Source organism: Halorubellus litoreus, from assembly GCF_055378595.1.
Genome location: NZ_AP043836.1, coordinates 1,469,352 through 1,494,740, shown reverse-complemented (window position 1 = coordinate 1,494,740; position 25,389 = coordinate 1,469,352). Strand labels below are relative to the sequence as shown.

Below are 25,389 nucleotides of genomic sequence, written 5' to 3'. Positions count from 1 at the left end.
CTTCCGCGGCGACGCTGAAAAAGGTCGGTCCTACGGCTCGGGGTGGGCGTCTACGACTCGGGGTGGGCGTACACCATCTCCATCCGGAGTCCCTCCTCGTCCTCGCCGGGGTCGTCGGGGAGCGTCTGGAACTCGCCGGTGAGTGAGCTGGCGGTGACGGCGAGCGCGAACGCGTCGAGGAGGTCGTCGTTCGAGAGCGCGGGGTCGTCCCAGTCGAGGAGCGCGCTGCCGGCGTCGGCGAGCGCGTCGTGGAACGCGCTTCGGCGGTCGCCGTGGTCGTCGGTGACGTCGGGGTGAACGGCGGCGAGGGCGTCGACGCGCTCCCAGTACGCGGCCGCGGGCTGGCTCGACTTCGAGAACCGCATATCCTGGTGGTCGTTGAGCGCCCAGAAGCACACTTCGGGGTGGGCTTCGCGGATGCGGTCCTGGGTCGCTTCGGTGGCGGCGTCGTCGCGTAGCACGCTGTCGACCTCGCGGATGCGATGGGTGATGTTGAACGTCTGCTGCATCAGGCCCTTGTCCACGCACTCCTTCTGGGTCGCGTTCGCCGTGGCGTAGTCGTCCTCGTCGAGGATCTCCCGGATCGGGACGTTGAACACGCTCGACTGGCGGTTCTCCAGGCGTTTGCGCGCTTGAACCTCCGGCTCGCGGGCGGGGTCGTCGTCGGGGAGACCGATGGGGACGTCGACGAGGACGGTGAGGTGCTCCGCGTCGACGGTTTCGAGGTCGCTCCAGAGGTCGGTCCAGAGGGCGCGGAACGCGCTACCGTCGGCGTCGGTGTCGGCGTAGCGATGGACGCTCGCGTACTCGCGGTCGTGGTATTGGACGGCGACCCAGCCGTCGGGGGCGGCGTCGACGCCGACGGCGACGTGTTCGGGCATGACTGCGCGTTCGGATGCGGCGAGGATAAGCCCCCGGTCGTCGCGCACCGAACTGACCTTGGAATACAAAGCAAGGGCGCGTGTCTTGCCGGTTCAGGGGTGTTTCGGGAAGAAAACGCTTATGAACGAACACGTCGATGTTTGTGTAACGGTACCACACGAATCATGATCGACCTCGCGATGGACATGGAGCAGTACGACTGCCCGTTCATCGACACGACCGCCGACCACGACGTCGAGTTCGCGGCCGCGCACTGGGAGTTCCATCCGGTCGCGGAGGAACTCGAGTGCCGGATGGTCGTCGAGAGCCCGGACCGCGGCGCGCTCGACAACGGGCTGTCGGCGCTCCAGTCCCACGAGAACATGCACGACGTCGACCTCCTCGCGAAACAGGAGGGCGTCGCGCACCTCAAGACCGTGATGGCGGAGACGGACGCGATGGGCACCATCCGCGACAACGACGGCTACATCACGGGCCCGTTCTACATCGCCGACGGCTCGGAGACGTGGCACGTCGGGTTCGACCAGGCGTCGAAGGCCGACGGCACGCTCAGCGAACTCGAGCGCGACAACGAGTTCGACGTCGTCGAACGCGACGAGGTGACGCTCCCGCAGATGAACGACGTCGTGCAGAACGCCGCGGCGGCGATGACGCTCGTCGACGGCTGCCGCGAGCTCTCCGACGTCGAACGGCAGACGCTCGAATCCGCGGCCAGCGGCGGGTACTTCGAGAGCCCGCGGCAGACGAACCTCGGGGACCTCGCCGAGGAGTTCGACGTCTCCAAGCCCGCGGTCTCGAAGAACCTCCGCAGGGGCGAGCGGAAGATGGTCGAGCGCGTCGTCGACGCGCTCTCCGAACTCGACGACTGAGCGGCCGCCCGGTCGACACACGGGAGTTCCGCGGTCAACGTTAACACGTTAACGTGGCAGTTCTTGCGGGATGCGAGCATCTACCAGTAGTGTCATGAGTCGCGTACACGTGTCACGAAGGAAGATGCTGGGAGCGATCGCCGCGGCGGGCATCGGGGGCGCCGCCGGGTGTACCACGGGGAACGGAACCGAGACGGAGACCGACGGCGACGGCGGCGACGGCGGTGGCGGGTCGACGACGAGTCAGACCACGTCGCAGGCGGACGTCTCCGCGAGCGGCACCGTGAAGATCGGCGTGATGCAGCCGATGAGCGGCGACCTCCAGTACTACGGGATGCAGGCGATCTGGGGGTTCCTCTCCGGGCTCGCGTACAAGACCGACACCGACCCGCTGACGGGCGTGTCCGAGGGAACGGAGACCATCGAGGACGGGGACGTGACGTGGGAGCTCGTGTTCCGCGACACGGAGTTCTCCGCGGACAAGGCCCAGACGATCGCGACGAACCTCGCGCAGGACGACGAGGTCGACGCGCTGTTCGGCGGGACGTCGTCGGCGGCCGCGGGCCGCATCATCGACACGGTCATCAACACGCAGGAGGTCGACATCCCCTACATGGCGGGGCCGGCGGCGTCCGCGAGCATCACGTCCAGTTCGAAGACGTGCTCGCCGCAGGTGTTCCGCGCGAACGAGAACACCGCGATGGACGCGCGTTCCGGCGGGAAGTACGTCGCGGAGGAGACGGACGTCGAGCGCGTGTTCCTGATGGGCGCGGACTACTCGTTCGGGCGTGCGGTCGTCCAGAACTACAAGGAGGTCCTCGAGACCAACGGCGTGGAGATCGTCGGCGAACGGTTCGTTCCGCAGGGGTACGACGAGTTCGACGGGTTGTTCCAGCAGGCCGTGGAGGCGGACGCGCAGGGCGTCGTCGGCGGGTTCACGGTCGCGACGCTCCCGAACTTCCTGACGGCGGCGGCGAACTACGACGTCCGCGTCTTCGGCGGGTTCGCGACGGAGATCACGAACTCGGTGCTGGGTGGACTGCTGGAGAACCTGCTCGGCGACGACTTCACCGCGCAGGGCATGCGTGACGCCGAGATCGGGCCGTTCACGACGCGGTACCACTGGAACCAGTACGACAACGACATCAACTCGTCGTTCGTCGACATGTACACGTCGGCGTACGGGAAGGTCCCGGACCTGTTCACGTCGGGGACGTTCACGGCGGCGTCGTCGTTCCATCAGGCCGTGCACGCGTCCGGGTCGACGGACGGCGTCGACCTCGTGGACGCGATGACGGGGATGACGGTGACGGACACGCCGAAGGGCGAGGACGGGTACGTCTTCCAGGAGTACAACAATCAGGCGCGCTCGGAGATGACGGTCGCGTATCCGGTGCCGACCACCGACGAGTGGTCGGACCTCTGGGGGGCGAGCATCCAGCCGAGCGACCCGGTGTCGCGCGTCGACAAGGACCAGACGACGATCCCGCGTGGCGGCATGGATTGCTCGCTGTAGGCCATGGGGACGGAACTACTGCGGACGCAGGGACTCGAGAAGCACTTCGGTGGCGTGACCGCGGTCGACGACGTCGATTACTCGGTGTCGACTGGCGAGACGGTCGCGCTCATCGGCCCGAACGGCGCGGGGAAGACGACGTTCTTCAACCTCCTGACGGGGTCGCTGTCGCCGTCCGCGGGAACGGTCGAGTTCCGCGACGACGGCGAGTGGGTGGACGTCACGGACTTCGACACGCACGAGACCGCGCAGGCGGGCATCCACCGGTCGTACCAGGTGACGAACATCTTCCCGACGAGTACCGTCCGGGAGAACGTGCGTGTGGCGGCGCAAGCGCACGGATCGGACACGCATCGGTTCTGGCGGCACGCGGACAGCTTCGAGGACTACCACGCGGAGACGACGCGCATCCTCGAGCGCGTCGGACTCGGCGACCTCGCGGACCGACCCGCGCAGGCGTTGAGTCACGGCGAGAAACGCCACCTCGAACTCGCCATCGCGCTCGCGGGCGACCCCGACCTCCTCCTGCTGGACGAGCCCGCGGCGGGCGTGTCCAGCGAGAGCGTGGACGAGGTCGTCGACCTCATCCGGGACGTCGCGCAGGACCACGCGGTCCTGCTCGTCGAGCACAACATGGACGTCGTGATGGACCTCGCGGACCGCATCACGGTCCTGCATCGCGGCGCGCTCATCGCCGACGGCGAACCGGAGGCGGTCCGGGCGGACGAGCGCGTTCGCGAGGCGTACCTCGGCGGGTACGGGAGCGACGACGACCCGACTGCTGGTGATAGTCGACCGGACGACGCGGGCGACGGCGCCGGCGACGGCGACGGCGATACCGCGGCGACCGACGGAGGTGTCGCATGAGCGCGGACGAGCAACCTGCGACCGATGCGACAGCCGGAGGCGTGGCCGAGAGCGTCGACGCGCCGCTCCTCGAGATGGAGGACGTCCACGCGTACTACGGCGAGAGCCACGTCCTCGAAGGCGTGTCGCTGCGGGTCGACCGCGGGGAGACGGTCGCGCTCATCGGGCGGAACGGCGTCGGGAAGACGACGACGCTACGCGCGGCGCTCCAGTTGACGCCGCCGCGCGAGGGCGTGGTCAGGCTCCGCGGCGAGGACGTCACGGGCGAGCCGACCCACGAGCTCGCGCATCGCGGCGTCGGGTGGATTCCCGAGGACCGCCGGATGTTCGAGGAGCTGACGGTCGCGGAGAACATCGGCGTCGCGGTGAAGGACGCCAGCCGCGTCGACGAGAAGCTCGAGAGCGCGCTCGAGACGTTCCCGGAGCTCCGCGAGCACGAGAACCGGAAGGCGGGCGACCTGTCGGGCGGCCAGCAGCAGATGGTCGCCATCGCGCGCGGGCTCGTCGGCGAGAACGACCTCCTGCTCGTGGACGAACCGAGCGAGGGCCTCGCGCCGCAGATCGTGCAGACGGTCGCCGAGGCCTTAGAGCGCGTGAGCGACGAGGCGTCGCTCCTGCTCGTCGAGCAGAACTTCCCGCTCGCGATGGACCTCGCGGACCGCTTCTACCTCGTCGACAACGGCCGCGTCGTCGAGAGCGGTAGTACGGAAGGCGTGACCGCCGACGACGAACGGATACGGAGGTACCTAGCGTGACCTGCTCGCACGAGCGTCCGGCGTCCGCCAGGACGCCGGTACCGGTGCGGTCGACGGGTCGCACAGCGGCGGGTCGGAGGTGGTCGGCGTGACCTTCGACGTCGCGTCCGTCCTCCTCGCGGCCCTGTTCGACGCGGTCGGCGGACTGCCCGTCGGCGCTATCGTCGGCGACTTCCTGGAGTTCCTGTCGCCGTCGAACCTCGCGGGCGTGCTCGTCGACGGCATCGCGAAGGCGGCGGTGTTCGCGCTCATCGCGGTCGGCCTGACGCTCATCTTCGGGCTCATGGGCGTCCTGAACTTCGCGCACGGGTCGTTCACGATCGTCGGCGCGTACGTCGCGGGCCTGGCGATGGTGCTCATCGTCTCCACCGGCGACGGTATCGTGACGCGCGTGGCGCTGTTCTTCGTCGCGGTCGTCGTCGCGTTCGCGGCGGTCGCGGCGCTCGGCGGCGTCATCGAGACGAAGCTCATCCGGCCGCTCTACGACCGGCCGCCGCTCTACCAGATCCTGCTGACGTTCGGGTTGACGCTCGTCATCGACGAGGTCGTCCGGATGGTCGTGGACTTCTACGGCCTCCAGCCCCGGAGCGCGTGGCAGGAGGCCCTCGGGACGCGCCCGGACTGGTTCCGCGAGAACCACGAGTACTTCGGGCTCACGGTGGAGGGCATGGACCTCTTCGAGATCTTCCTCGGCGTGGTCGTCATCGGCGCGGTCTGGCTGTTCCTCACCCGCACGCGGTACGGGCTGTTCATCCGCGCGGGCAGCGAGGACGCCGAGATGGCGGAAGCGCTCGGCGTCGACGTCCGCCGCGTGTTCACGGTCGTGTTCGGTATCGGCGCCGGCCTCACGGGCGTCGCGGGCGCGCTCCTCATGTGGGACCCCGGCTGGGGCGCGAGCGTCACCGTCGGCGCGGAAGCCCTGCTGCCGGCGTTCGTCGTCGTCATCGTCGGCGGCCTCGGCACGTTCAAGGGAACCGTCGTCGCGGCGCTCGTCGTCGGGCTCGCGGACGCAACGATGACGTGGTGGTTCCAGAACGTCCTCGTCACCATGTCGTGGCTGCCCGAGGTCGTCGTGTTCGCCATCCTCGTCGGCGTCCTCATCGTGAAACCACGCGGCCTCTACGGCGTCCAGGAGGTGGGCGGCCATTAGCCCGCCTGCCTCCGGCGCCGACGACGACCGCGACGGTGTCGCCGAGGACGCGAACGCGACCGCGTCCACGGACGGCGGCGAGACGCCACCAGCGGACGCGCCGGGCGACGACGCGGCCAGCGCGTCCGAGCGCCGGCCGCGCACGAGTCACGGCCTGCTCGGCGGGACGCTCGCGAACGTCCTCGGTGGCGACTCGGCGTTCGCGCGGTACGCGCGGTCGACGACCGCGCACGCCGTCGTCCTCGCCGTCCTCGCGCTCTACCCGTTCGTGCACGCGTTCTTCACGAACCCCGCGACGTTCAACGTCGTCCCCGTCCTCTCGGCGGCACCCGAGTACTGGGCGGAGACGTTCGTCGCCGTCCTCCCCCGAGTGGAGACGATGGTCGCCATCTTCTACTTCGGGCTGTTCGCCGCGAGCTTCGACTTCATCTCCGGCTATACGGGGTACCTGTCGTTCGGGCACGCGGCGTTCTACGGCGTCGGCGCGTACGGCGTCATCCTCGTCGCGAACGGCAAGATCCCGCTGCTGGGGAGTCAGACGCCGTTCATGGTGACGATACTCGTCATGGCGATAGCTGCCGCGGTGCTCGCGGTACTCCTCGGGCTCGTGTCGTTCCGGCTGTCGGGCGTGTACTTCGCGATGATCACGCTCGGGTTCAGTCAGATCCTGTACGTGCTGTTCGCGTCCTGGGACTTCGTCGGCGAGAACCCGCGGGACGGCGTCGCGGTCCTCGACCACCCGGAGGGGTTCGAGATCGGGGTGCCGTTCGTGGACGCGCTGAACCTCCAGATCGGCCAGCTCCAGGGCGACTCCGTGCTGTACGGCCTGGACATGGCGAAGCTCGGGTTCGACTTCCTCGGGTTCGTCGACGTCACGGTCGACCTCGGCGGGACCGAGGTGTCGTACTACATGGTCGGACTCGTCGCCGTCCTGGGGTACGCGGCGATGCAGCGCATCATCCACTCGCCGTTCGGCCGCGTGATGATCGCGATCCGGGAGAACGAGGAGCGCGCTCGCGCCATCGGGTACGACGTGTACAAGGTGAAGCTCGCGGCGTTCGCGATGAGTGCGTTCTTCGGCGCTATCGCCGGCGGCCTGTTCGCGGGGTTCCGGCGCTCCGTCAGCCCGGAGAACTCGCTGTACTTCCTCGTCGCCGGGGACGCCCTGCTCGCCGCCGTCATCGGCGGGTTCGGGACGCTCGCAGGCCCCATCTTCGGGCGGCTGTTCCACATCAGTATCGAGGAGTTCCTGTCGAAGTCCGGGAGCGGCGGCGGCCTGCTCCCGTGGCTCGAACGCACGCTCGGGGACGCGACGATGTCGACCGAGACCGTCGGCGGCGTCACCGTCGGCGAGGGCGTCGACACGTTCCTGAACGGGCACGCCGAGCTGTACGTCGGGCTCGTGTTCGTGCTGTTCGTGCTGTACGTCCCGAACGGCTTGCTCGGCACCATCCGCGTCCGCATGGGCGGGACGGTCGCCGGGCAGACCGCGGCGCGCATCAAGCGCTGGGCGGCCGGCTCGGGGCGCGCCGACGCGGACGCGGCCGCGAGCGCGACCTCGGGCGCGGACGCGGAGGACGACGATGACTGACGGGGCGTCGACCGGCGACGCGCCCGCGGTCTGCCTCACCGGCCTCGGGACGTACGTGCCGAGCATCGTCGTCACCGGGGAGGAGATCGCGGACGCCTCCGGCGTGCCCGAGGACGTCGTCGTGGAGAAGATGGGCGTGCGCGAGAAGCGCGTGTGTCCGAGCGACGACGACCACGCGACCGACATGAGCGCGAAAGCCGCCAGAGAGGCGCTCGACGACGCCGAAATCGACCCCGCCAGTCTCGACCTCGTGCTCTACCATGGGAGCGAGTTCAAGGACCACGTCGTGTGGTCGGCGGCCGCGAACGTCGCGGACCGCATCGGCGCCACCGAGGCGTACGCGACCGAGTCCTACACGCTCTGCGCTGGCGCGCCCATCGCGCTCCGGCAGGTCGCCGCGCAGGTACGCGCCGGCGACGTCGACCGCGCGCTCCTGGTGGCGGCGAGCCGCGAGGAGGACCTCGTCGACTACGAGAACGAACGGTCGAGCTTCATGTTCAACTTCGGGAGCGGCGCGAGCGCGTACGTCGTCGAGGCGGGCGACGCTGCGGCCACGGCGACCGGCGGTGACGAGTCGGTCGCGACCGACGGTGGCGACGCCGCGGCCGCGAGCGCGGAACTGCCCGCGAGCGAGCGCGCTCGCGCGGTCGTCCGCGAATCGGCCGCCGTCACCGACGGCTCGTTCTCGATGGACGTCGTGATGCCAGCCGGCGGCTCGAAGCACCCACCGAGTCGCGAGACCGTCGCGGCTGAGGAGCCGATGCACACGCTCGACGTCCCCGACCCCGACGGCATGAAGGAGCGCCTCGCGGACGTGAGCCTCGAGAACTACCTCGACGTCGCCGACGACGCACTCGCGAAGAGCGGGTACGACCGCGGCGACCTCGACTTCGTCGCGGTGACGCACATGAAGCGGTCGTTCCACGACCTGCTGTTGGGTGAGCTCGGCTGCGACCCCGAGACGCAGGGGTACTACCTCGACGAGTACGGGCACGTCCAGAGCGTCGACCAGGCGCTCGCCGTCGAGGAAGCCCTCGCCGCCGACCCGCCGCGACTCGAGGACGGCGACGTCGTGCTCTTCCTCGCCGCCGGCACCGGGTACACGTGGGCGGCGACCGTGCTGGAGTGGGTCGGGTAGGAGCCGAGTCCTCGGGTGCCGGTGGCGGTACCTTCTTCTCTCCGCCGCGAGTCGATTCGGGTCATGTCTGCGCCTGCGGCCGCGGCGAGCGCGTCCGACGCGAGCGTCCCGAAGCGCCGGCGGCGCGCGTTCGCGGTCGTGGTGTTCGTCGTCGTCCTCGACCTCCTGGGGTTCGGTATCGTCATCCCCATCCTGCCGTTCTACGTGCGGTCGTTCGTCGCGAACGACCTCTTCATCGGGCTGCTGGCGGCGTCGTACTCGCTCGCGCAGTTCGCGAGCGCGCCGTACCTCGGCCGCCTCAGCGACCAGTACGGCCGCCGCCCCGTCATCGTCATCTCGCTGGTCGGTGGCGCGGTCGCGTGGACGGTGTTCGGCGTCGCTGGGGCGCTCTGGCTGGTGTTCCTCGCGCGCATCGTCGCCGGCGCCGCTGGTGGGAACATCGCGACCGCGCAGGCGTACGTCGCCGACATCACGCCACCGAAGGACCGCGCGGGCGCGCTCGGCATCCTCGGCGCGGCGTTCAGCGTCGGGTTCATCATCGGGCCCGCACTCGGTGGCGTCCTCGCCAGCCCCGAGGTCCTCGCGGTCGCACGCGACGTCCTCCCCGGCGTCGTGCCCGTGACGCGGTTCTCGATGCCGAGCTTCGCCGCCGCCGTCCTCTCGCTGGGCGGCGCCGCGGTCGCGTGGCGGTACCTCCCCGACCCCGCGAGCATCTACGACGACCCCGACGCGGCCACAGGCGAGGACGACCCGGACGCCGAGGACGCATCGGAAACGACCCCGTCGGACGCGCCCGCGCCGACGACGCCGGCGCGGCCGTCGACGCTCGTCTCGCAGTTCCGCGACGCGCTCGCGAGCGACGCGCTCCGCGGACTCGTGATTGCGTTCTTCCTCGTGAACGTCGCGTTCTCGGGCGTCACCGTGGCGTTCGTGCCGTGGCTCGCGGACGTGTTCGGGTTCGCGGAACCGCAGGCCGCGGCGTTCCTGACGTACATCGGCGTGCTCGGCGTCGTCGTGCAGGGTGGGCTGGTGCCACGGGTGTCGCGCCGCTTCGGCGACGCGAAGATGGCGGTCGCCGGCCTCGGCATCCTCACCGTCGGCGCCGCGGTCCTGCCGTTCACGCCCGACGTCGGGCGGCTCGCCGACATCGCCGTCGGTGGCTTCGCACCCGCGGTGGTCGCACTCATCGTGCTCCTGCCGCTGATACCGCTCGGGAACGGCCTGCTGTCGGCGGCACTCGGCGCGCTCGTGTCGACGAGCGCGAGCGCGAGCGAGCAAGGGAGCGCGTTCGGCGTCACGCAGGGCGCGGGGAGTCTCGGCCGCACCGTCGGCCCGCCCGTGATGGCGGGTCTCTACGAGTTCGGCGCGCGCTGGTCGCCGTTCGTCGCCGGCGCCGTCCTCCTCGTCCCGGCGCTCGTCGTCGTCGCACGGCGGCGCGTCGACGCGGTGGAGTCGTAGCGCGCTCCCCGGCGTCGCTCGCGCCCGCGACGGCGGTCGTGGAGCGGTACGCTCATGAGCGAGCGGCCGCTATCCGTGCGTCGTGGCGCGCTACTTCAAGTACCCGTGTCCGGGCTGTCGGAGCACGAACGACCTCCACGACTTCGACTGCAAGTTCACGGGCACGCCGTGGTTCGACGTCGAGAAGGCGTACACGGACATCGTCGGCGCGCTCGCGGACGGCGCGAAAGCCGAGGACGAACTCCGGGCGGCGGCACACGGCGACTGGGACTCGTTGCATCAGGCGGCGTTCCAGGAGCTCCGGGCGACGCGACGCGTCGACGAGACGACCGACGAGAGCGGCCGCGAGGTCCTCGAACTCGTCACGCCCGACGAGTACCGCGAACGCCTCGCGCATCCGCCCCACGACCCCGTGAAGACCATCTACGAGGAAGGGAGCGTGCCGGGCGCGCACGACAACAGCGTGTTCGCGATGGTCGCGTACTACGAGATGATCGGCCTGTCGTGGGAGGAGACGAGGGAGAAGGTCGTCGACTGGCTCGTCGAGTCGGGGACGTGGCAGCGCGGCGGGTTCGAGGAGGAGAGTCCGGAGGAACTCGTGGACTCGAAGCGGCACGTCCACGAGCAGGGCTACGGGTGGAAGGAGAAGGCGAAGGCCGCGAAGGCCGTCATCGACCGGCGCGCGTGACGTGATCTCTGCGAGCGATTCTGCCGGGACTGGTGTGAGCCAGTACTTCCATCGGTTCCAGTGACCGTCGCGTCGCCGCTACTGGCGCCGGTGCCTATGGATGGCCGCACGGCACCGCGGCCGCACGGCACCGCGCCTCGCCCTCCCCAGCCGACTCCTCGTTCGCGCCGCTCACTCGTCGCCCCTCGCACGCGTCGCGCCGCCGCGGCTCGCCGCCGCTCGACGCGGCGCGCGGCTCGCGCGCCGACCGCCACGGGGACGACTACTACGCGCTCGGGTTCTCTTTCGCTCGCGGTGCGTTCCAGGCGATGAGCGAGTGCGCCCGCTCGACGGCGTCGAAGCGGTGCCCGAGGCGGACGAGAAGCCGGGAGGCGCGGGGGACTGACGCCGACCGTCGCGCGAGCTCTCAGGCGTTCGACTCGCTCCCTGAACCCGTCTTGCGCTGGTTCCGCGCCCAACCGAGCGCGAACGTGGCGGTTCCGGCGAGCACGAGGAGGCCGCCCGCGAGGGAGAGCCCTGCCTCGCCCAGGACGTCGACTATCGGGTCGTGGAGCACGAGCGTGTTCCCGACCACCGCGGCGAGGAGGCCCGCCCTGCCCAACGCGTCGTCCATATGTCGACGAACGCGAACGAGGGATTTAGGGGTTGGGAACGCGCCGCCAGCACGAAGTGCAGGTTTCTTGTCGCTACCACGAGTAGCGGGCACCATGTCGACCCTCCGGTCCCTCCGTGCGTGGTCGAACCCGGAGTGGCCGTCCACGCCGACGTACGCCGCGCTCGCTCGGTTCGGCGTCCGGCGGAGCGCGTTCGTCGTCCCGTTCGTCGTCGCCCAGATCGCGATACAGTTCCCCGCAGGCGGGTACTGGATGTCGGCGTTCCTCGTCGGTACCGTCGCGTCGTTCGCTCCCGGGTATCTCGCCGGCGCCGCCGTCATGTTCGACGACTACGGGCGGGCCGCGCTCGCCGCCCTCGCGAGCGCCGTCGTCCTCGTCGGGACAGGCGCCACGATGCACGCACTCGACCCCGGCAACGGCTTCGCCGTCGGCCTCCTCGCGTTCGGCGCATTCGGCTCACTCGCCCTCGGCGTCTTCGGGTACACCGCCGCCGAACGCGCGACCTGGGCGGCCGAGGACTGAGCCGGCGCTACCGACGTCAGCGTCGTCGAGAGAAGAACCGCGAGAACCGAACCGACCGTCGTCAGTTCGACTGGATGCGCGGCGCGAGCATGAACGTCACGTGCCCCATGCCCTCGGCGATGTCGAAGTGCATCTTCACGGGGAACTCCTCGCCGAGCTCCATCGTGACCTCCGCGTCCTTCGGGATGGCCTTGTCCATGTCCTTCAGGTAATCCAGCGAGAACAGCGAGTGCGCGTCGGCGGCGGAGAGGTCGATGAGGTCGTCCCGGCCGAGCTCGAGGTGGACGTCGTCCGCGTCGCCCTCCGCGTCCACGTAGAACTGCTCGTTCGACCCGTCGACGCCGAGCGCGATGTGGTCGCTGACCATGTCCGCGGCCTTCACCGCGCGGTTGATGTCCTTCCCTTCGACGACGACCTCGGCGGCGAGGTCGAGGTCCGGGATGTCCGGCTCCTGTCGGATGCTGTCGGGGTCGATGAGCGTGAGCGTGTACTCGAGCCCGTCGATCTGGATGTGGAGCTTCCGCGTCTCCTCGTCGAGTTCGAGACTGACGAGCTGGCCGGCGTCCGCCATACCGGCGATGTCTTCGAGCCGCGAGAGGTTCACGCCGATGAGGCCGCCGTCGGCCTCGTACGACTCGAACGCGTCCGCGGACAGCGACAGGTCGACCATGCCTACGTTCGCGGGGTCGACAGCGCGGATCTCGAGGCCGTCCTCCTCGAGGTGGATCTTGCACTCGTCCACCAGGACGCTCACGGAATCGAGCGTCGTCTTGAGCGTATCCGCGCTCACGATGGCCTTGAACATATTATCTCGTGGTACGAAAGCGGGCCCTAAAAAGACACCCTTTCCGGCCTCCGTGCGGGCGTTCCACGCACTCGCGACGCCCGTCGGAACGCCCCGGTTGGCGCGGCCTCGTCCGGGGGGACGGGCACGCCGACAAGGTGGCGCGTCGCGGTCGAGCACGTCGAGCGCGTCGTGGCGCTCTTGAGGCCGCCACGCGTACGTCCACGTATGACTCGCCCGACTATCGTGTACGACGACGACTGCGGGTTCTGTACGTGGAGCGCGGAGTACGCGGACGCACACGGCAACTTCCACCTGCTCGGGTTCTCGAAGCTCACGCCCGAGGAACGCGCTCGACTCCCCGACGACTACGAGGACTGCATGCACGTGTTCGACGGCGACGACACGTACTCGTGCGGCGAAGCAGCGGAGTTCGTCGCGGCGCAACTCAACACCGCCGAGGGCACCGCCGCGCGCGTCTTCCAGTCGCTCCCCGAGGGTGCGCGACGGCACGTCCGCGACCCGACGTACCGGTTCATCGCGGACCACCGGGATTGGTTCGGGAAGGTCCGCTCGAAGCGACCGCCAGCGCGGGACTGACCGCCTGCTCGCGAGTCTCCTCACCCGTCGACGGTGTCGAGTCGTACGGCGAGTTCGCCACGCACCCACGACGCGAGGTCCTCCACGCGCTCGGGTGCGTTCGGCGTCCAGCGCTCGAACGTCCGAACCGTCTCCAGGAACGTCACGGCGCGATACAGCGGGTAGCGTTCGGCGAACCCGTCCGGGAGCCGGCCGGCGTGGTCGCGGTAGCCGGCGCGGAGCGCACGCCGTAACCGGTCGTCGTCCGCGTCCTCGACGTCGGCGCGCTCGACGTACTGCGCTTCGGCGCGCACGACGTCCAGCGCCGGGTCACCGACCATCGCCGTCTCCCAGTCGACGAGGCCAGGACCGCCGGAGTCGACGAGACAGTTCTCGGGACGCGGGTCGTCGTGGACGAGCGTCGCCGGAGCCGCGTCCAGCGTCCTCGTGGCGGAATCCACTGCGGCGAGGACGTCCGCGACGCAGTCCCGGAATCGTTCCGGGAATCCCTCGTCGACGCGCGCACTGAGCGTCTCCTCGAGGACGCTCGACCACGACCCGCTCGCGAGCTCGAACCCGTCGCGCTCGTCGCTCCACCCGCGGATGCGTGCGTGCCGGTCGAAGCCGTCCGCGACGTGCACGCCGGCGAGTGCTCGCCCAACGGCCCGCAACACGGTCGCTCGCGCCACCGTCGAATCCACCGGCCAGTCGGTCGCGATCGCCGTCCCCGATAGCGCCGCCGTCGCGACGTACGCGGGCGTGCCAGCGGTCTCCACCGCCAGCACGTCCGGGACGCGAACGACCGCGTGCCGGCGTGCGTACCGGAGCGCTGCCGCGTCACGCGCCAACCGCTCGCGCACCCACGGCCCGTCGTCGACCGCGACCTTCAGGAACACCACGGCACCGTCCGCGAACCGGACGCGAACCGTCTCGTTCCCCTCGCTATCCGACCCCGTCGCCGCCGTCGTCGACGCAACCTGACGCTCCGGGAACGCCGACGCGAGCACCCGTTCGACGTCCCCATTCATCACTAGCAATCGACGCCCCCACGACCCAAGTGCGTTCCGGGCCAACATACCACATACAACTGGTGCGAACGCCGTCGCTCACCACGAACCACGCACGCAGAAAGTCGCGAAAGATGGCAAGTCGACGCGACTTCCCACTCTTTCACCCGGACGCGAATAAACGTTTCCTCACCGGATGACCGTTCCCCTGTCCCCGACGGTACTCGAACGCGGGAATCCTGGTCTTTTCTCACCGCAATCGCAGTGTCCTCGTGCCGCCTGCGGCGTCACTCGAACGCCGCAATCCCTGTTGCTGACGTGAATCCCAGATGTTCTCGCAGCGCCTGCGGCGCTACTCGAACGCTGGAATCCCAGTCTTTTCTCACCGGAATCGCAGTGTCCTCGTGCCGCCTGCGGCGTCACTCGAACGCCGCAATCCCTGTTGCTGACGTGAATCCCAGATGTTCTCGCAGCGCCTACGGCGCTACTCGAACGCTGGGATCCCCGGTCTTTTCTCACCGGAATCGCAGTGTCCTCGTGCCGCCTGCGGCGTCACTCGAACGCCGCGATTCCGGTGAGATCCTCCCCGAGAATCAACGTATGGATGTCGTGCGTGCCTTCGTACGTGTACACGGTCTCGATGTTCGCCATGTGCCGCATCGGCGAGTAGTCGCCCGTGATGCCGTTCCCGCCGAGCATCTCCCGGGCCGTCTTCGCGGTCTCGCGCGCCATCCGGACGTTGTTCCGCTTCGCCATCGACACGTGCTGCGGGCGGAGGTCGCCGCGCGCCTTGAGGTCCGCGAGGCGGTGCGCGAGCAGTTGCGCGTTCGTGATCTGGGTCGCCATCTCCGCGAGCTTGCGCTGCTGGAGCTGGAACCCACCGATGGGCTTCCCGAACTGCTCGCGGTCCGTCGCGTACTGGAGCGCGGTCTCGAAGCAATCCTGTGCCGCACCGACCGCGCCCCACGCGATACCGTAGCGCGCTTGCGTGAGACACGACAGCGGGCCCTTCATCCCGCGGACGTGCGGGAGGACGTCGTCCGCGTCGACGTGCACGTCGTCGAGCGCGATCTCGCCCGTGATCGAGGCTCGCAGCGAGAGCTTGTCGTCGATCTTGTTCGTCGTCACGCCCGCCTTGTCCGTCTCCACGAGGAACCCGCGAACGGGATCGTCGTCCTCGGAGCGGTCCTTCGCCCACACGACGGCGACGTCGCTGATGGGGGAGTTCGTGATCCACGTCTTCGACCCGTTCAGGACGTAGCCGTCGCCGTCCGCTTCGGCGTGGGTCTCCATCGCGCTCGGGTTCGAGCCGTGATTCGGTTCGGTGAGCCCGAAGCACCCGACGGCTTCGCCGTGCCCGAGCTTCGGGAGCCACTCGTCCTTCTGGGCGTCGCTCCCGAACGCGTGAATCGGGTACATGACGAGCGCGCCCTGCACGCTCGCCATCGACCGAATCCCGGAGTCGCACGCTTCGAGCTCCTGCATGAGGAGCCCGTACGCCTTCTCGCTGACGTTCGGGAGGTCGTACCCGTCGAGGTTCGGCGCGTAGAACCCGAGTTCGCCCATCTCCTCGATGATCTCCATCGGGAACGTCGCGTCCTGCCAGTGGTCGGCGATGTCGGGGCGCACCTTGTCCTCGACGAAGTCCCGTGCCGTGTCGCGGATGAGGCGTTCCTCCTCGCCGAGGTCAGCCTCCAGTCCGACGTAATCGAGCATACGAAACCTGCGAACTACCGCGTGAAAAACGCTCCTAATCTCGCGCAATCGTTGCCGGTACCGGTCGCACGAGCATACGGCGGCCGTCAGGCCGCCGTTTCGGGTTGATTTGTCGCACGAGCATACGGCGGCCGCGAGGCCGCGGCTTCCGCTGGAACCGCCCGCACGAGCATACGGCGGCCGTCAGGCCGCCGTTTCGGGTAGACTCGCCCGCACGGGCATACGGCGCCCTCACGGCCGCTGTTTCGGGTGGACTCGTCCGCATGGTTATCCGGTGACGTGTATCCGTACCGGGACGAAGTGGATAGTATCCATCTCTGATATTCGTGGCGTAAATTGGCGATACGTCTGCGATTCTGACTATGTGCGATAGTTGAGTATTTGTATATATACTCAGCGGCCGTTCTAGGAGTGAGGTATTTAATGTCCACAAAGCGCGTAGCGGCTGAAGACGACGTCAGAGCGGCATCCGACCGGTTCTACGGGGCACTGGAGGCGATGGCGAACGGGGATGCGAGCTCTATGGCGGACATCTGGTCGCATGCGGACGACGTGACGACGATGCACCCGATCGGTGGGCGAGAGGAGGGCTGGGCGGCCGTCAACGAGTCCTGGACGGGTGTCGCATCGGCGAGCACTGACGGCACGATCACTCGGGGGGACCAGCGCATTTGCGTCGTCGGCGACGGTGCGTACGAACTCTGCACCGAGTCGGCGTCGATGACGTTCGCGGGCGAACCGGTCTCTCTGGAGACGCGGGCGACGAACGTCTACCGGAAGGAGGACGGCGAGTGGAAGATCGTCCACCATCACGCCGACCTCGACGCCGAGTTCGCCGAGATGGTGGCGAACATGGGCGCCTGAACTATCGACGACGCACGAGACGACCGCCCGATTTCACGTTCGAGTACGGGCGCCGCGGTCGGCAGGACGCAGTTTTTCGATCGACGAACGATTCCACGGAGCGAGTGCGCTGCGTCGGCCGGCGACGACTGGCTGGGAGGACTCAGGCGGGGATGTCGTCGACTCGCTGTTCGAACAGGCGTTCGCCGCTCCCCGAGCACTCGACGGTGACGACGTCGTAGCTAGAGCAGCAGGATTCGACGGTGTCCTCGCGGAATTCGGCACGGGAGCCGTCCGGGCACGTCTCGAGGAACACGCGGAGGCCGTTGAGGACGCGGCCTTTGGCGACGGCGGACATGTCGCTCCATTCGGGGTGGCGGTCGGCGAGTGCGCGGGCGCCGGCGACGTCCGCGACGAGTGCGGCTTCGCTCGGCCACTGGCCGATGCGGTGCGGGCCGCGGTTGAGGAGGACGGCGTCGTCGTGCCGGCTGAGTTCGTAGTCGTCGTCGTCGAACCCGAACGTGGCGAGGGCGTCGTCGACGGCGATGTCGTCGATGGCGTCCATCTCGGTCTGCCAGGCGTCGGCGAAGTCGGCGCTGAGGCAGAGGTCGTCGACGTCCTCGCAGGGTTCGACGGCGCCGGCGTCCATGAGGACGCGCTCGGGGTCGACGTCGACGTCGCTCGGGTCGACCGCGTCGCTACCGCCGTCGAGGCCGCTCGCGTCGTCGGGGGCTTTCCCGAACCACGCGAGCATCCACTCGGGCATGTACTGCTTCGTCAACTCGGGCGTGCCGGGGACGAGGTAGCCGCGGAGCCAGATGCTCGCGGCGGCGAGCGCGAGGAACCCGACGGCGGCGCCGGCGGCGACGGTGGTGGACGCGTCGGCGACGATGGTTCCCGCGGCGACAGCGCCCGCGAACGCGACCGCGAGCACGCTGTTGACGACTGTGCACGGTATGCATCGGTTCTCGCCCGTGTACTCTGGTCGCTTGAGCGACTCTAACGCACTCGTTGCCATTACTATCGGTAACGCGACTCGAGTATGAAAAGACAACGCTTCCCTGCCAGGTCGGTCCGCATCGCGACCCCCTCACCGCCACCACGTCATCGGAACGCCGGTCCGACTCGAGGGAATGACAAACCACTTGGGTACTGAAGGCGACACGATCCTGCAATGATACGTGCCCGAAAGCCGAATCGGGAACAGCAGGCACGCCATGAGACGGCTGATTGACCGCTTCGAATCCCAACCTCCAGCGCGACGCGTGCTAGAAGGTTCCGTGTTCTGTGCGCTCGCCTGGGTCGGGTACCGATTGACGATTGGCCAACCCAAGTACGGGCTCGCTGTAGAAGCGCTGCTCGTCGTTCTCTTCTGGTTCGTGGCCTCCTGTCTGCCTAGCCTCAGCAGAAGATACGTGGAGTGAGCAGCGATACAGCGACCTGGTCGCCATCGACTCTCGTGGTCAGTGACGTCGTGCGTGGACGTCGATTCCCTCACTACTCGCGCTCGGGGCGAGAATCGCTCGAAGAACGCCGTGCACTCGGTACCGGAGACGCCACAGTGCGTACTCGAACAGTGGAATACGCGAGAACTCGTGCGACGCCGTCGACCGGCGTCAACCTCCTCACTATGACCCATTGCGACCAGAATGACTTAAAGAACCGTGCCGGTGGTTCGCACGATACGTGTTGGTCGGTGCATCGACGACGTCCCTGGCCACGGTTGGGAGCGGTGGCGGAGTGCGAGCCGTCGCTGTTCGATCGGACTTCGGAGAAACGCGTTCGGCGCCGCGGGACGCGGCGCCAACTTCCTCACTATGACCCATTGCGACCAGAATGACTTAAAGAACCGTGCCGGTGGTTCGCACGATACGCGTTGACTGGTGCGTCGAACATGACGACGGCCGCCGTCTGAATCCGACCCATCTACGCGTCGCTGCCCGATTGGACGCCGTAGAAGCGCGTGCGACGCCGCCGGCCGGCGTCAACCTCCTCACTACGACCCATTGCGACCAGAATGACTTAAAGAACGCCGGGTGGCGGTCGCGACGCCGAGGTCGCGGTTGCTGGCGCGGTCGGCCGAGCGGGTGGTCCGTCAGGACAAAGACCCAGCGCCACCGACGTGTACGCAATGGGCTTGCTGGATTCGATCCGGGCGGTACTGGGGTCGCGCGCCGAGGCGGACGCGTCGCGCGACGCTGACCCCGAGGACCTCTTCGGGATGAGCACGGCGTACATCACGATGGGCGCGGAACTCGGGTGGGAGTCCACGGGGGACGCCGCGCTCTGCTTCGCGGACGTCGACAGCACCGACTTCTCGGACACCGTCGACGAGGTGAAGGCGATCCTCGACGCCGGCGGCGAGGAGACCGGCACGGAGGCGGACTTCCACGAGGATTCGCACGGCTACAACTGGGTCGTCCTCCACGACGACAGCGACCCCGAGGACCTCGTGACGAGCGTGCACTTCGCCGCGGACACGCTCGTCGAGCGCGACTACGGCTCGCGTCTCCTCGCCGCGCTGTTCGCGTTCGAGAACGTGAACGGGGACGGTACCGAGCCGACGCACGCGTACTGGGTGTACTCGTTCCGCCGCGGCGCGTACTATCCGTTCGTCCCGAAGGGGACGAGCGAGCGCGACAGCGGCGTCGAGTTCAAGCTCGAGAGCAAGTTCGGCACCGAACTCGACCTGGAACCCGAGAAGGAGTACTGGTACCCCTACTGGCCGCGCAGCGCCGGCCAGCACCCCTGGGAGTAGCCGCGACCCCACTGCATCCCTCGACCAGCTCTCGGTATCGACGGCGCCGTGCTCACTCCTTGGGCGCTTCCGTGGCGATCCTATCCAGTCGGTCGGTGTTGAACAGTAGCTCCATCCCCGACTCGGTTCGCCTGAACCTGACCGGCTCTCGCACGCCGTTCTCGCGGATCACGTGGAACGTGTAGTCGTCGTGCCCGATCGACGCGGGGAATGCCGGGAGATCCCAGTCGGGGACGTCCCGGTACGAGAGGACGACGTGGCCGCCGTTCCCGGGGCGAACGGTCATCGTCGGACTGCCGCGATAGCCGTCGTAGACGCCCGTGACTGCGTCAATCTTCGCCTGCAGCGAGAGGTAGGGAACGACCGACTCGGGTACTTCGCCGGCGACGATGGCGAGCACGCCCTTGCCGAACGCGTAGATGGGCACGCCGGTCGTGTTCACCGCGAGCGTCACGCCGATCCCTCGTTGGGGGAGATACCCCACGTAGGCGCGGGAGACGCCGGGTGCGCTCCCGCTGTGGTCGACGTACCGCTCACCGAGGAAGTCACTGACGCGCAGACCGTAGCCGTACCCGGCTCGCTGGCCGCCGAGGCGCTCCACTTCCGGTGCCTGGCCGCTTGCCATCGCCGCTACGAGGTCGGCGTCGAGCAGACGCTCCCCATCGAGCTCGCCGTCGTTCAGGAGACACCGGACGAGTGTGGCGACCTCCGTCACCGAACTGAGGATGCCGCCGGCTGCGAACGGGGGACGCATCTCGGCCTGCAGGTCGTGGTCGGTAGCAACGGGCTCGCCGTCCTCGATGGTGTAGCCGGTGATCGAATCCTCCGCCGTCTCAGATATCTCGCCGTACCCGACCTGTGACCGATCCATCCCCAGCGGCTCGAAGATGTTCGACTCGACGTATTCTGTATGCGTCTGGTCGCTCACCGTCTCGAGGATCTCCCCCAGGATTCCGTAGCCCCGGTTGCTGTACATCAATCGGTCGTGATCGGTGATACGACGATCAGCCGCGCTGTTGGCGTGGCGGATCTCATCCGCTCGCGTCACTAGAGGACTCGTCGGGAGTGCATCGTTGAACAGGAGCTGTCTCGTGCCGGCGTAGTCATCGGGCATCCCGGAGGAGTGCGAGAGCAGGTCGTGCACGGTGATCGGGTCGCCGGGAACGTCGTTCCAGAAGTCCACGTACTCGCGGATCTCGTCGTCGAGCGCGAGGTCGCCGCGGTCGACGAGTTGCATGATGGCGACGGCGGTGAACGGCTTCGTCACCGACGCGATACTGTAGAGGGTGTCGGGGGTCGCCGGCGCTCGTGACTCGACATCTCGCGCACCCATTCCGCGCGTCAAAAGGAGGTCGTCGCGATCTAGGACGGCGACGCTCAATCCAGGAATGTCGTGGGTCACGCGCTGGTCGTCGAGGAACGATTCGACCTCGCGGCGCATCTCCGGCGGGAGTCCGTCGGTCCTGGCACCCATGAAATGATCTGCGTAGTATCCTCCCCAGCGAACAATAAACCCCCTCGCTGACTGGCGGCACCAGCTTCGCTTCCCACCAGTCGGCTACCCGAGCGCCTGCCCCGGCTCATTCACGTTGAGTTCGGATGGAGCGGGATACATCCCGCCGGCTGACGACTCGTGCGCTGCGTCGATCACGTTCGCAGTCGCTGCGGGACTCGACACCGTCGCGGTCACTGCTCTCCGCAGTCGCTCCGCGGCCGGGATCGCGGTTCGAAGCGGCCGACCGCGCGAGCCGGCGAATGTGTTCTTCCCGTTTGAATCCTCGCGACGACCTGCCGAGCGCCCGGTTCCGCGCCCGCGATTTCACTTTCACTCTCCTGTTAACGAGGCTTTATACCCCTTGCCGCGCCAGTAGCGTGTATGGCAGACGTCAACCTCGAAGAACTCCCGGGTGTGGGTCCCGCTACAGCAGACAAGCTCCGCGACGCCGGTTACACGTCCTTCCAGGGCATCGCGGTCGCGGCGAGCGGTGAACTCTCGAACCAGGCGGACGTTGGCGAGTCCACGGCGTCGGACATCGTACAGGCCGCTCGCGAGATGGCGGACATCGGCGGGTTCGAGACGGGCTCGCAGGTCCTGGAGCGACGGAACGAGATCGGGAAGCTCTCCTGGTTCATCGACGAGGTCGACGACATGCTCGGCGGCGGCGTCGAGACCCAGTCCATCACCGAAGTGTACGGCGAGTTCGGTGCCGGGAAGTCCCAGGTCACGCACCAGCTCTCGGTGAACGTCCAGCTCCCCAAGGAGCACGGCGGGCTCCGCGGCAGCGTCATCTTCATCGACAGCGAGGACACGTTCCGCCCGGAGCGCATCGACGACATGGTGCGTGGGCTGGACGACGAGCTCATCCAGGCGACGATGGACGACCGCGGCATCGAGGGCAGTCCGGACGACGAGGAGGCGATGGACGAGCTCCTCGAGGACGTCCTCGACAAGATCCACGTCGCGAAGGCGTTCAACTCGAACCACCAGATGCTCCTCGCGGAGAAGGCCCAGGAGCTCGCGGACGAGCACGAGGATTCGGAGTGGCCCGTGCGCTTGCTGAACGTCGACTCGCTGACGGCGCACTTCCGCGCGGAGTACGTCGGTCGTGGCGAGCTCGCGGAACGCCAGCAGAAGCTGAACAAGCACCTGCACGACCTCGACCGCGTCGGGAACCTGTTCAACTGCGCGGTGCTCGTGACGAACCAGGTCGCGTCGAACCCGGACTCGTTCTTCGGCGACCCGACGCAGCCGATCGGTGGGAACATCCTCGGGCACAAGTCGACGTTCCGGATGTACCTCCGGAAGTCCAAGAACGACAAGCGCATCGTGCGGCTCGTGGACGCGCCGAACCTCGCGGACGGCGAGTCCGTGATGCGCGTGACGAACGACGGCCTGAAGCCCGAGTGACCGCCGCGACGGGCTGACCGAACGCGTTCTTTTCCTCGACCGGTCGTGTACGAGTAGTGCATACTTTATCGCCCGTAGCGCCCGGGCTGAGGTGGTGGGGGTGAGTGGCGTGGCGTGGTTCTCTGTTGGTGTCTGGCATGGCACCTGTGTCGCTTGATTCTCATAGTCTTGGAATTACTCTACAAGACTAACCCGTCGGGTCGCGCATCTTCAGGTGTGACCGAATCATGACTGGCTACGCAATCGTCATCGCGACCGAGGACTTCGAGAAGATCACCGCGTCGAGCATCATCAGCTCCGTCGCCGCGGCGTCGGACGTCCCCGTGGACGTGTTCGTCACGATGAACGGCCTGCGCGCGTTCGAGCGCGAGGTCGTCGAGACCCACGACTTCGACATGGGGCCGCTCGGCGAAGCGATGCTCACGCACGAGGACACCGACGTCCCGCTGTTCACCGAGCAGTTCGCGCAAGCGAAGGAAATCGGCCCGCTCTCCGTGTACGCCTGCACGATGGCCATGGAGATGTGGGGGCGCGAACTCGAGGACTACGTCGACGTCTTCGACGGCGAACTCGGCGTCTCCGGCTTCCTCGGGAAGGCCGAGGACAAGCAGGTCATCTTCGTCTGAAGACGCGACGACGCACGCTCAGGACAGGCACGCGAACACTCCAACGAATCCACCCCAAGACAATGACCGAAACCATCACCCCCGACGTAACGATCGACGCACGCGGCGCCGGCTGCCCCGGCCCCCTCATGGACCTCATCGGGAAGATCAAGAAGGCCGACTCCGGAACCGTCGTGGAACTACAGACGAGCGACCGCGGCTCCACGACGGACGTCCCCGAGTGGGTCGAGAAGGCCGGCCACGAACTGCTGGACAGCGTCGAGCACGACGACTACTGGAGCCTGTACGTGGAGAAAGCATGACTCGAATCGTCATCGTCGGGGCGGGCACCGGCGGCGTCGTCCTCGCGAACAAGCTCGCGGACGAACTCCACGCGGAGATCGACGCGGGCGAGGTCGCGGTGACGCTCGTCGACGAATCCCCCGACCACGTCTACAAGCCGACGTTCCTGTACGTGCCGTTCGGGAAGAAGACCGTCGCGGACGCGAGCCGCCCACTGAGCGAGCTCGTCGACCGTCGGGTCGACCTCCGCATCGGGCGCGTCACCGAGATGGATACCGACGCGAAGACGCTCGGGTTCGAGGACGGCACGAGTCTCGAGTACGACTACGCGACCGTTGCCACGGGTGCACGACTCACGCCCGAGGCGGTTCCCGGTCTCGTCGAGGGCGGGCATCACTTCTACGGCCCCGAGGGCGCCGAAGCGCTCCGGGACGAACTCGCGGCGTTCGAGTCCGGCCATCTCGTCCTGAGCGTCGTCGGCGTGCCGCACATGTGTCCGGCAGCGCCCGTCGAGTTCGTCCTGATGGCCGACGAGTGGTTCCGGCAACGTGGAATCCGCGACGACGTCGACATCACGTACACGTACCCGATCAACCGAACGCACGGCCTGGAACCCATCGCGGAGTGGGCGAGCGAGCGCTTCGCGGAACGCGACATCCGCGCGGAGACGTTCTTCAACGCGGAATCGGTCGACCCCGAGGCGAAGGTCATCGAGTCGATGGAGGGCACCGAGCTCGACTACGACCTCCTCGTCGCCATCCCGCCCCACGACGGCCAGCCCCTGATCGCCGAGGCGGGTCTCGGCGACGACGGCTGGGTCGAGGTCGACAAGCACACCCTGGAGGCTGCGCGAGCGCCGGACGTGTACGCCATCGGTGACGCGGCGGACGTCCCGACGTCGAAGGCCGGGAGCGTCGCGCACTATCAGGCGGGCGTGGTCGCGGAGCGCCTCGCCGCGTCGGTCCGCGGTGCGGTGCCGACGGCGACGTACGACGGGAAGACGATGTGCTTCCTGGAAGCCGGGATGGACGAGGCGACGTTCGTCGACTTCGACTACGAACGCCCGCCGGTCGTCCGCGACGAGTCTCGGCCCGTGCACTGGGCGAAACTCGCGTACAACCAGTCGTACTGGCTGACCGCCAGGGGGACGCTCTGAGGTGGTCGAGATGAGTGAACAGGAGCAACGGGCGTTCGAGGCCGTCGACCTCGACGGCGCGGACCGCGAGGCGCTCGCGGCCGCGATCGAGGCGAACCCCGAGGCGGTGGCGCGCTTCCTCGAGCGACTCGACGCCGTGAACGACCTGCTGGACGTCCTCGACCTCGGCATGGGGGCGATGGACGACGAGATGGTGGAATCGCTCGCCAAAACGGGCGGGACGCTCGCGGAGTCCGCGGACGGACTCGCCACGCGGGAGACCGTGCAGCTCGCGGAATCCGTCGGCGCGAACGGGAGCGAACTCGCGGACGCGATGGAGACGGTCGTCGCGCTCCAGCGGTCCGGGACGCTCGACGACCTCGCGGCGATGGCTGACGTCGTCGCGCTCGCGTCCGGCGCGCTCGACGACGAGATGGTGGAGACGCTCGCCGCACGCGGGACCGCGCTCGGCGAGCTCGCGGACACCGCTGCGGAGCCCGAGACGGTCCGCGGGCTGGAGACGATGCTGGAGGCAGTCGGCGACGCGGCCGACGAACCCCCCGAGAGCGTCGGTGTCGTCGGCGCGCTCCGCGCGACCCGCGACCCCGAGGTGCGCACCGGCCTCGGGTTCCTGCTCGCGGTCGCGAAGGCGCTCGGCGCGAGCGTTCGCGACGACGACCGCCCTCAGCGGTGAGGGAGCC

The 25,389-nt window shown here is 68.2% G+C and carries 25 protein-coding genes; 18 read left to right on the top strand and 7 right to left on the bottom strand.

The features are described 5' to 3' along the window. Positions 1-50: 50 nt before the first annotated feature. Entirely contained in the window at positions 51-881 is an 831-nt protein-coding gene (locus ACZ48X_RS11710; protein ID WP_336349547.1) for a DUF429 domain-containing protein, read from the bottom strand. A gap of 165 nt (positions 882-1,046) precedes the next feature. Between ACZ48X_RS11710 and ACZ48X_RS11705 the strand changes: the two genes are divergently transcribed. From ACZ48X_RS11705 to ACZ48X_RS11665, 9 genes are all read left to right on the top strand, one after another. Beyond that, on the top strand, positions 1,047-1,751 hold the full coding sequence (locus ACZ48X_RS11705; protein ID WP_336349548.1) for a helix-turn-helix domain-containing protein: 705 nt from the start codon (positions 1,047-1,049) through the stop codon (positions 1,749-1,751). A 124-nt stretch (positions 1,752-1,875) separates the two neighbouring features. Beyond that, complete coding sequence (locus ACZ48X_RS11700) at positions 1,876-3,267, top strand: ABC transporter substrate-binding protein (protein ID WP_336349549.1); 1,392 nt, start codon at positions 1,876-1,878, stop codon at positions 3,265-3,267. Between the two features lie 3 nt (positions 3,268-3,270). After that, positions 3,271-4,134: an ABC transporter ATP-binding protein gene (locus tag ACZ48X_RS11695; RefSeq protein ID WP_336349550.1), complete on the top strand. Its 864-nt coding sequence runs from the start codon at positions 3,271-3,273 to the stop codon at positions 4,132-4,134. Between the two features lie 74 nt (positions 4,135-4,208). Then, on the top strand, positions 4,209-4,889 hold the full coding sequence (locus ACZ48X_RS11690) for an ABC transporter ATP-binding protein (RefSeq protein ID WP_336349674.1): 681 nt from the start codon (positions 4,209-4,211) through the stop codon (positions 4,887-4,889). 124 nt (positions 4,890-5,013) lie between these two features. Beyond that, positions 5,014-6,039, top strand: coding sequence for a branched-chain amino acid ABC transporter permease (locus ACZ48X_RS11685; protein ID WP_379762022.1), 1,026 nt, complete (start codon positions 5,014-5,016; stop codon positions 6,037-6,039). 379 nt (positions 6,040-6,418) lie between these two features. Next, on the top strand, positions 6,419-7,630 hold the full coding sequence (locus ACZ48X_RS11680) for a branched-chain amino acid ABC transporter permease (protein ID WP_336349676.1): 1,212 nt from the start codon (positions 6,419-6,421) through the stop codon (positions 7,628-7,630). Beyond that, a complete protein-coding gene (locus ACZ48X_RS11675; protein ID WP_336349551.1) occupies positions 7,623-8,768 on the top strand; it encodes a 3-oxoacyl-[acyl-carrier-protein] synthase III C-terminal domain-containing protein in 1,146 nt (381 codons plus the stop codon). The genes ACZ48X_RS11680 and ACZ48X_RS11675 overlap by 8 nt, the downstream gene beginning before the upstream one ends. 63 nt (positions 8,769-8,831) lie before the next feature. Further along, positions 8,832-10,226 (top strand): MFS transporter, encoded by a 1,395-nt coding sequence (locus ACZ48X_RS11670; RefSeq protein WP_336349552.1) that lies wholly within the window; start codon positions 8,832-8,834, stop codon positions 10,224-10,226. An 82-nt stretch (positions 10,227-10,308) separates the two neighbouring features. Continuing rightward, a complete protein-coding gene (locus ACZ48X_RS11665; RefSeq protein WP_336349553.1) occupies positions 10,309-10,914 on the top strand; it encodes a DUF7474 family protein in 606 nt (201 codons plus the stop codon). 406 nt (positions 10,915-11,320) lie between these two features. On the opposite strand, the gene ACZ48X_RS11660 is transcribed toward ACZ48X_RS11665, so the two are convergent. Further along, on the bottom strand, positions 11,321-11,527 hold the full coding sequence (locus ACZ48X_RS11660) for a hypothetical protein (protein WP_336349554.1): 207 nt from the start codon (positions 11,525-11,527) through the stop codon (positions 11,321-11,323). Positions 11,528-11,621: 94 nt separating this feature from the next. Here ACZ48X_RS11660 and ACZ48X_RS11655 point away from each other — a divergent pair, with 94 nt between their 5' ends. After that, positions 11,622-12,050 (top strand): hypothetical protein, encoded by a 429-nt coding sequence (locus tag ACZ48X_RS11655; RefSeq protein ID WP_336349555.1) that lies wholly within the window; start codon positions 11,622-11,624, stop codon positions 12,048-12,050. 61 nt (positions 12,051-12,111) lie between these two features. Here the strand turns inward: ACZ48X_RS11655 and ACZ48X_RS11650 are convergent, their stop codons facing one another. Beyond that, positions 12,112-12,855, bottom strand: a complete 744-nt coding sequence (locus tag ACZ48X_RS11650; RefSeq protein WP_336349556.1) for a DNA polymerase sliding clamp — start codon at positions 12,853-12,855, stop codon at positions 12,112-12,114. Positions 12,856-13,062: 207 nt separating this feature from the next. Here ACZ48X_RS11650 and ACZ48X_RS11645 point away from each other — a divergent pair, with 207 nt between their 5' ends. Beyond that, the gene (locus ACZ48X_RS11645; RefSeq protein WP_336349557.1) at positions 13,063-13,434 is read left to right on the top strand and encodes a thiol-disulfide oxidoreductase DCC family protein; all 372 of its coding nucleotides are present in this window, start codon (positions 13,063-13,065) and stop codon (positions 13,432-13,434) included. Positions 13,435-13,454: 20 nt separating this feature from the next. Here ACZ48X_RS11645 and ACZ48X_RS11640 read toward each other — a convergent pair whose 3' ends face one another. Together ACZ48X_RS11640 and ACZ48X_RS11635 are read right to left on the bottom strand one after the other, a co-directional pair. After that, complete coding sequence (locus tag ACZ48X_RS11640; protein ID WP_336349558.1) at positions 13,455-14,441, bottom strand: phosphotransferase family protein; 987 nt, start codon at positions 14,439-14,441, stop codon at positions 13,455-13,457. A 531-nt stretch (positions 14,442-14,972) separates the two neighbouring features. Next, positions 14,973-16,136, bottom strand: a complete 1,164-nt coding sequence (locus ACZ48X_RS11635; RefSeq protein WP_336349559.1) for an acyl-CoA dehydrogenase family protein — start codon at positions 16,134-16,136, stop codon at positions 14,973-14,975. A gap of 423 nt (positions 16,137-16,559) precedes the next feature. On the opposite strand from ACZ48X_RS11635, the gene ACZ48X_RS11630 reads away from it, so the two are divergent. Then, positions 16,560-17,000, top strand: coding sequence for a YybH family protein (locus ACZ48X_RS11630; RefSeq protein ID WP_336349560.1), 441 nt, complete (start codon positions 16,560-16,562; stop codon positions 16,998-17,000). 142 nt (positions 17,001-17,142) lie between these two features. Here ACZ48X_RS11630 and ACZ48X_RS11625 read toward each other — a convergent pair whose 3' ends face one another. Beyond that, positions 17,143-17,997, bottom strand: a complete 855-nt coding sequence (locus ACZ48X_RS11625) for a DUF8054 domain-containing protein (RefSeq protein ID WP_336349561.1) — start codon at positions 17,995-17,997, stop codon at positions 17,143-17,145. A 1,113-nt stretch (positions 17,998-19,110) separates the two neighbouring features. Here ACZ48X_RS11625 and pspAB point away from each other — a divergent pair. Continuing rightward, positions 19,111-19,737: a PspA-associated protein PspAB gene (pspAB, locus tag ACZ48X_RS11620; protein WP_336349562.1), complete on the top strand. Its 627-nt coding sequence runs from the start codon at positions 19,111-19,113 to the stop codon at positions 19,735-19,737. A 52-nt stretch (positions 19,738-19,789) separates the two neighbouring features. Here the strand turns inward: pspAB and ACZ48X_RS11615 are convergent, their stop codons facing one another. Further along, the gene (locus ACZ48X_RS11615) at positions 19,790-21,211 is read right to left on the bottom strand and encodes a serine hydrolase (RefSeq protein ID WP_336349563.1); all 1,422 of its coding nucleotides are present in this window, start codon (positions 21,209-21,211) and stop codon (positions 19,790-19,792) included. A gap of 402 nt (positions 21,212-21,613) precedes the next feature. On the opposite strand from ACZ48X_RS11615, the gene radA reads away from it, so the two are divergent. The 5 genes from radA (at position 21,614) to ACZ48X_RS11590 (ending at position 25,382) form a co-directional block, all read left to right on the top strand. Continuing rightward, positions 21,614-22,645, top strand: a complete 1,032-nt coding sequence (gene radA, locus ACZ48X_RS11610; RefSeq protein WP_336349564.1) for a DNA repair and recombination protein RadA — start codon at positions 21,614-21,616, stop codon at positions 22,643-22,645. A gap of 227 nt (positions 22,646-22,872) precedes the next feature. Continuing rightward, positions 22,873-23,271, top strand: a complete 399-nt coding sequence (locus tag ACZ48X_RS11605; protein ID WP_336349565.1) for a hypothetical protein — start codon at positions 22,873-22,875, stop codon at positions 23,269-23,271. A gap of 62 nt (positions 23,272-23,333) precedes the next feature. Then, positions 23,334-23,573 (top strand): sulfurtransferase TusA family protein, encoded by a 240-nt coding sequence (locus ACZ48X_RS11600; RefSeq protein ID WP_336349566.1) that lies wholly within the window; start codon positions 23,334-23,336, stop codon positions 23,571-23,573. Continuing rightward, positions 23,570-24,709 (top strand): NAD(P)/FAD-dependent oxidoreductase, encoded by a 1,140-nt coding sequence (locus ACZ48X_RS11595; protein WP_336349567.1) that lies wholly within the window; start codon positions 23,570-23,572, stop codon positions 24,707-24,709. The genes ACZ48X_RS11600 and ACZ48X_RS11595 overlap by 4 nt, the downstream gene beginning before the upstream one ends. Positions 24,710-24,719: 10 nt before the next feature. Next, positions 24,720-25,382: a helical membrane plugin domain-containing protein gene (locus ACZ48X_RS11590; protein WP_336349568.1), complete on the top strand. Its 663-nt coding sequence runs from the start codon at positions 24,720-24,722 to the stop codon at positions 25,380-25,382. Positions 25,383-25,389 lie beyond the last annotated feature (7 nt).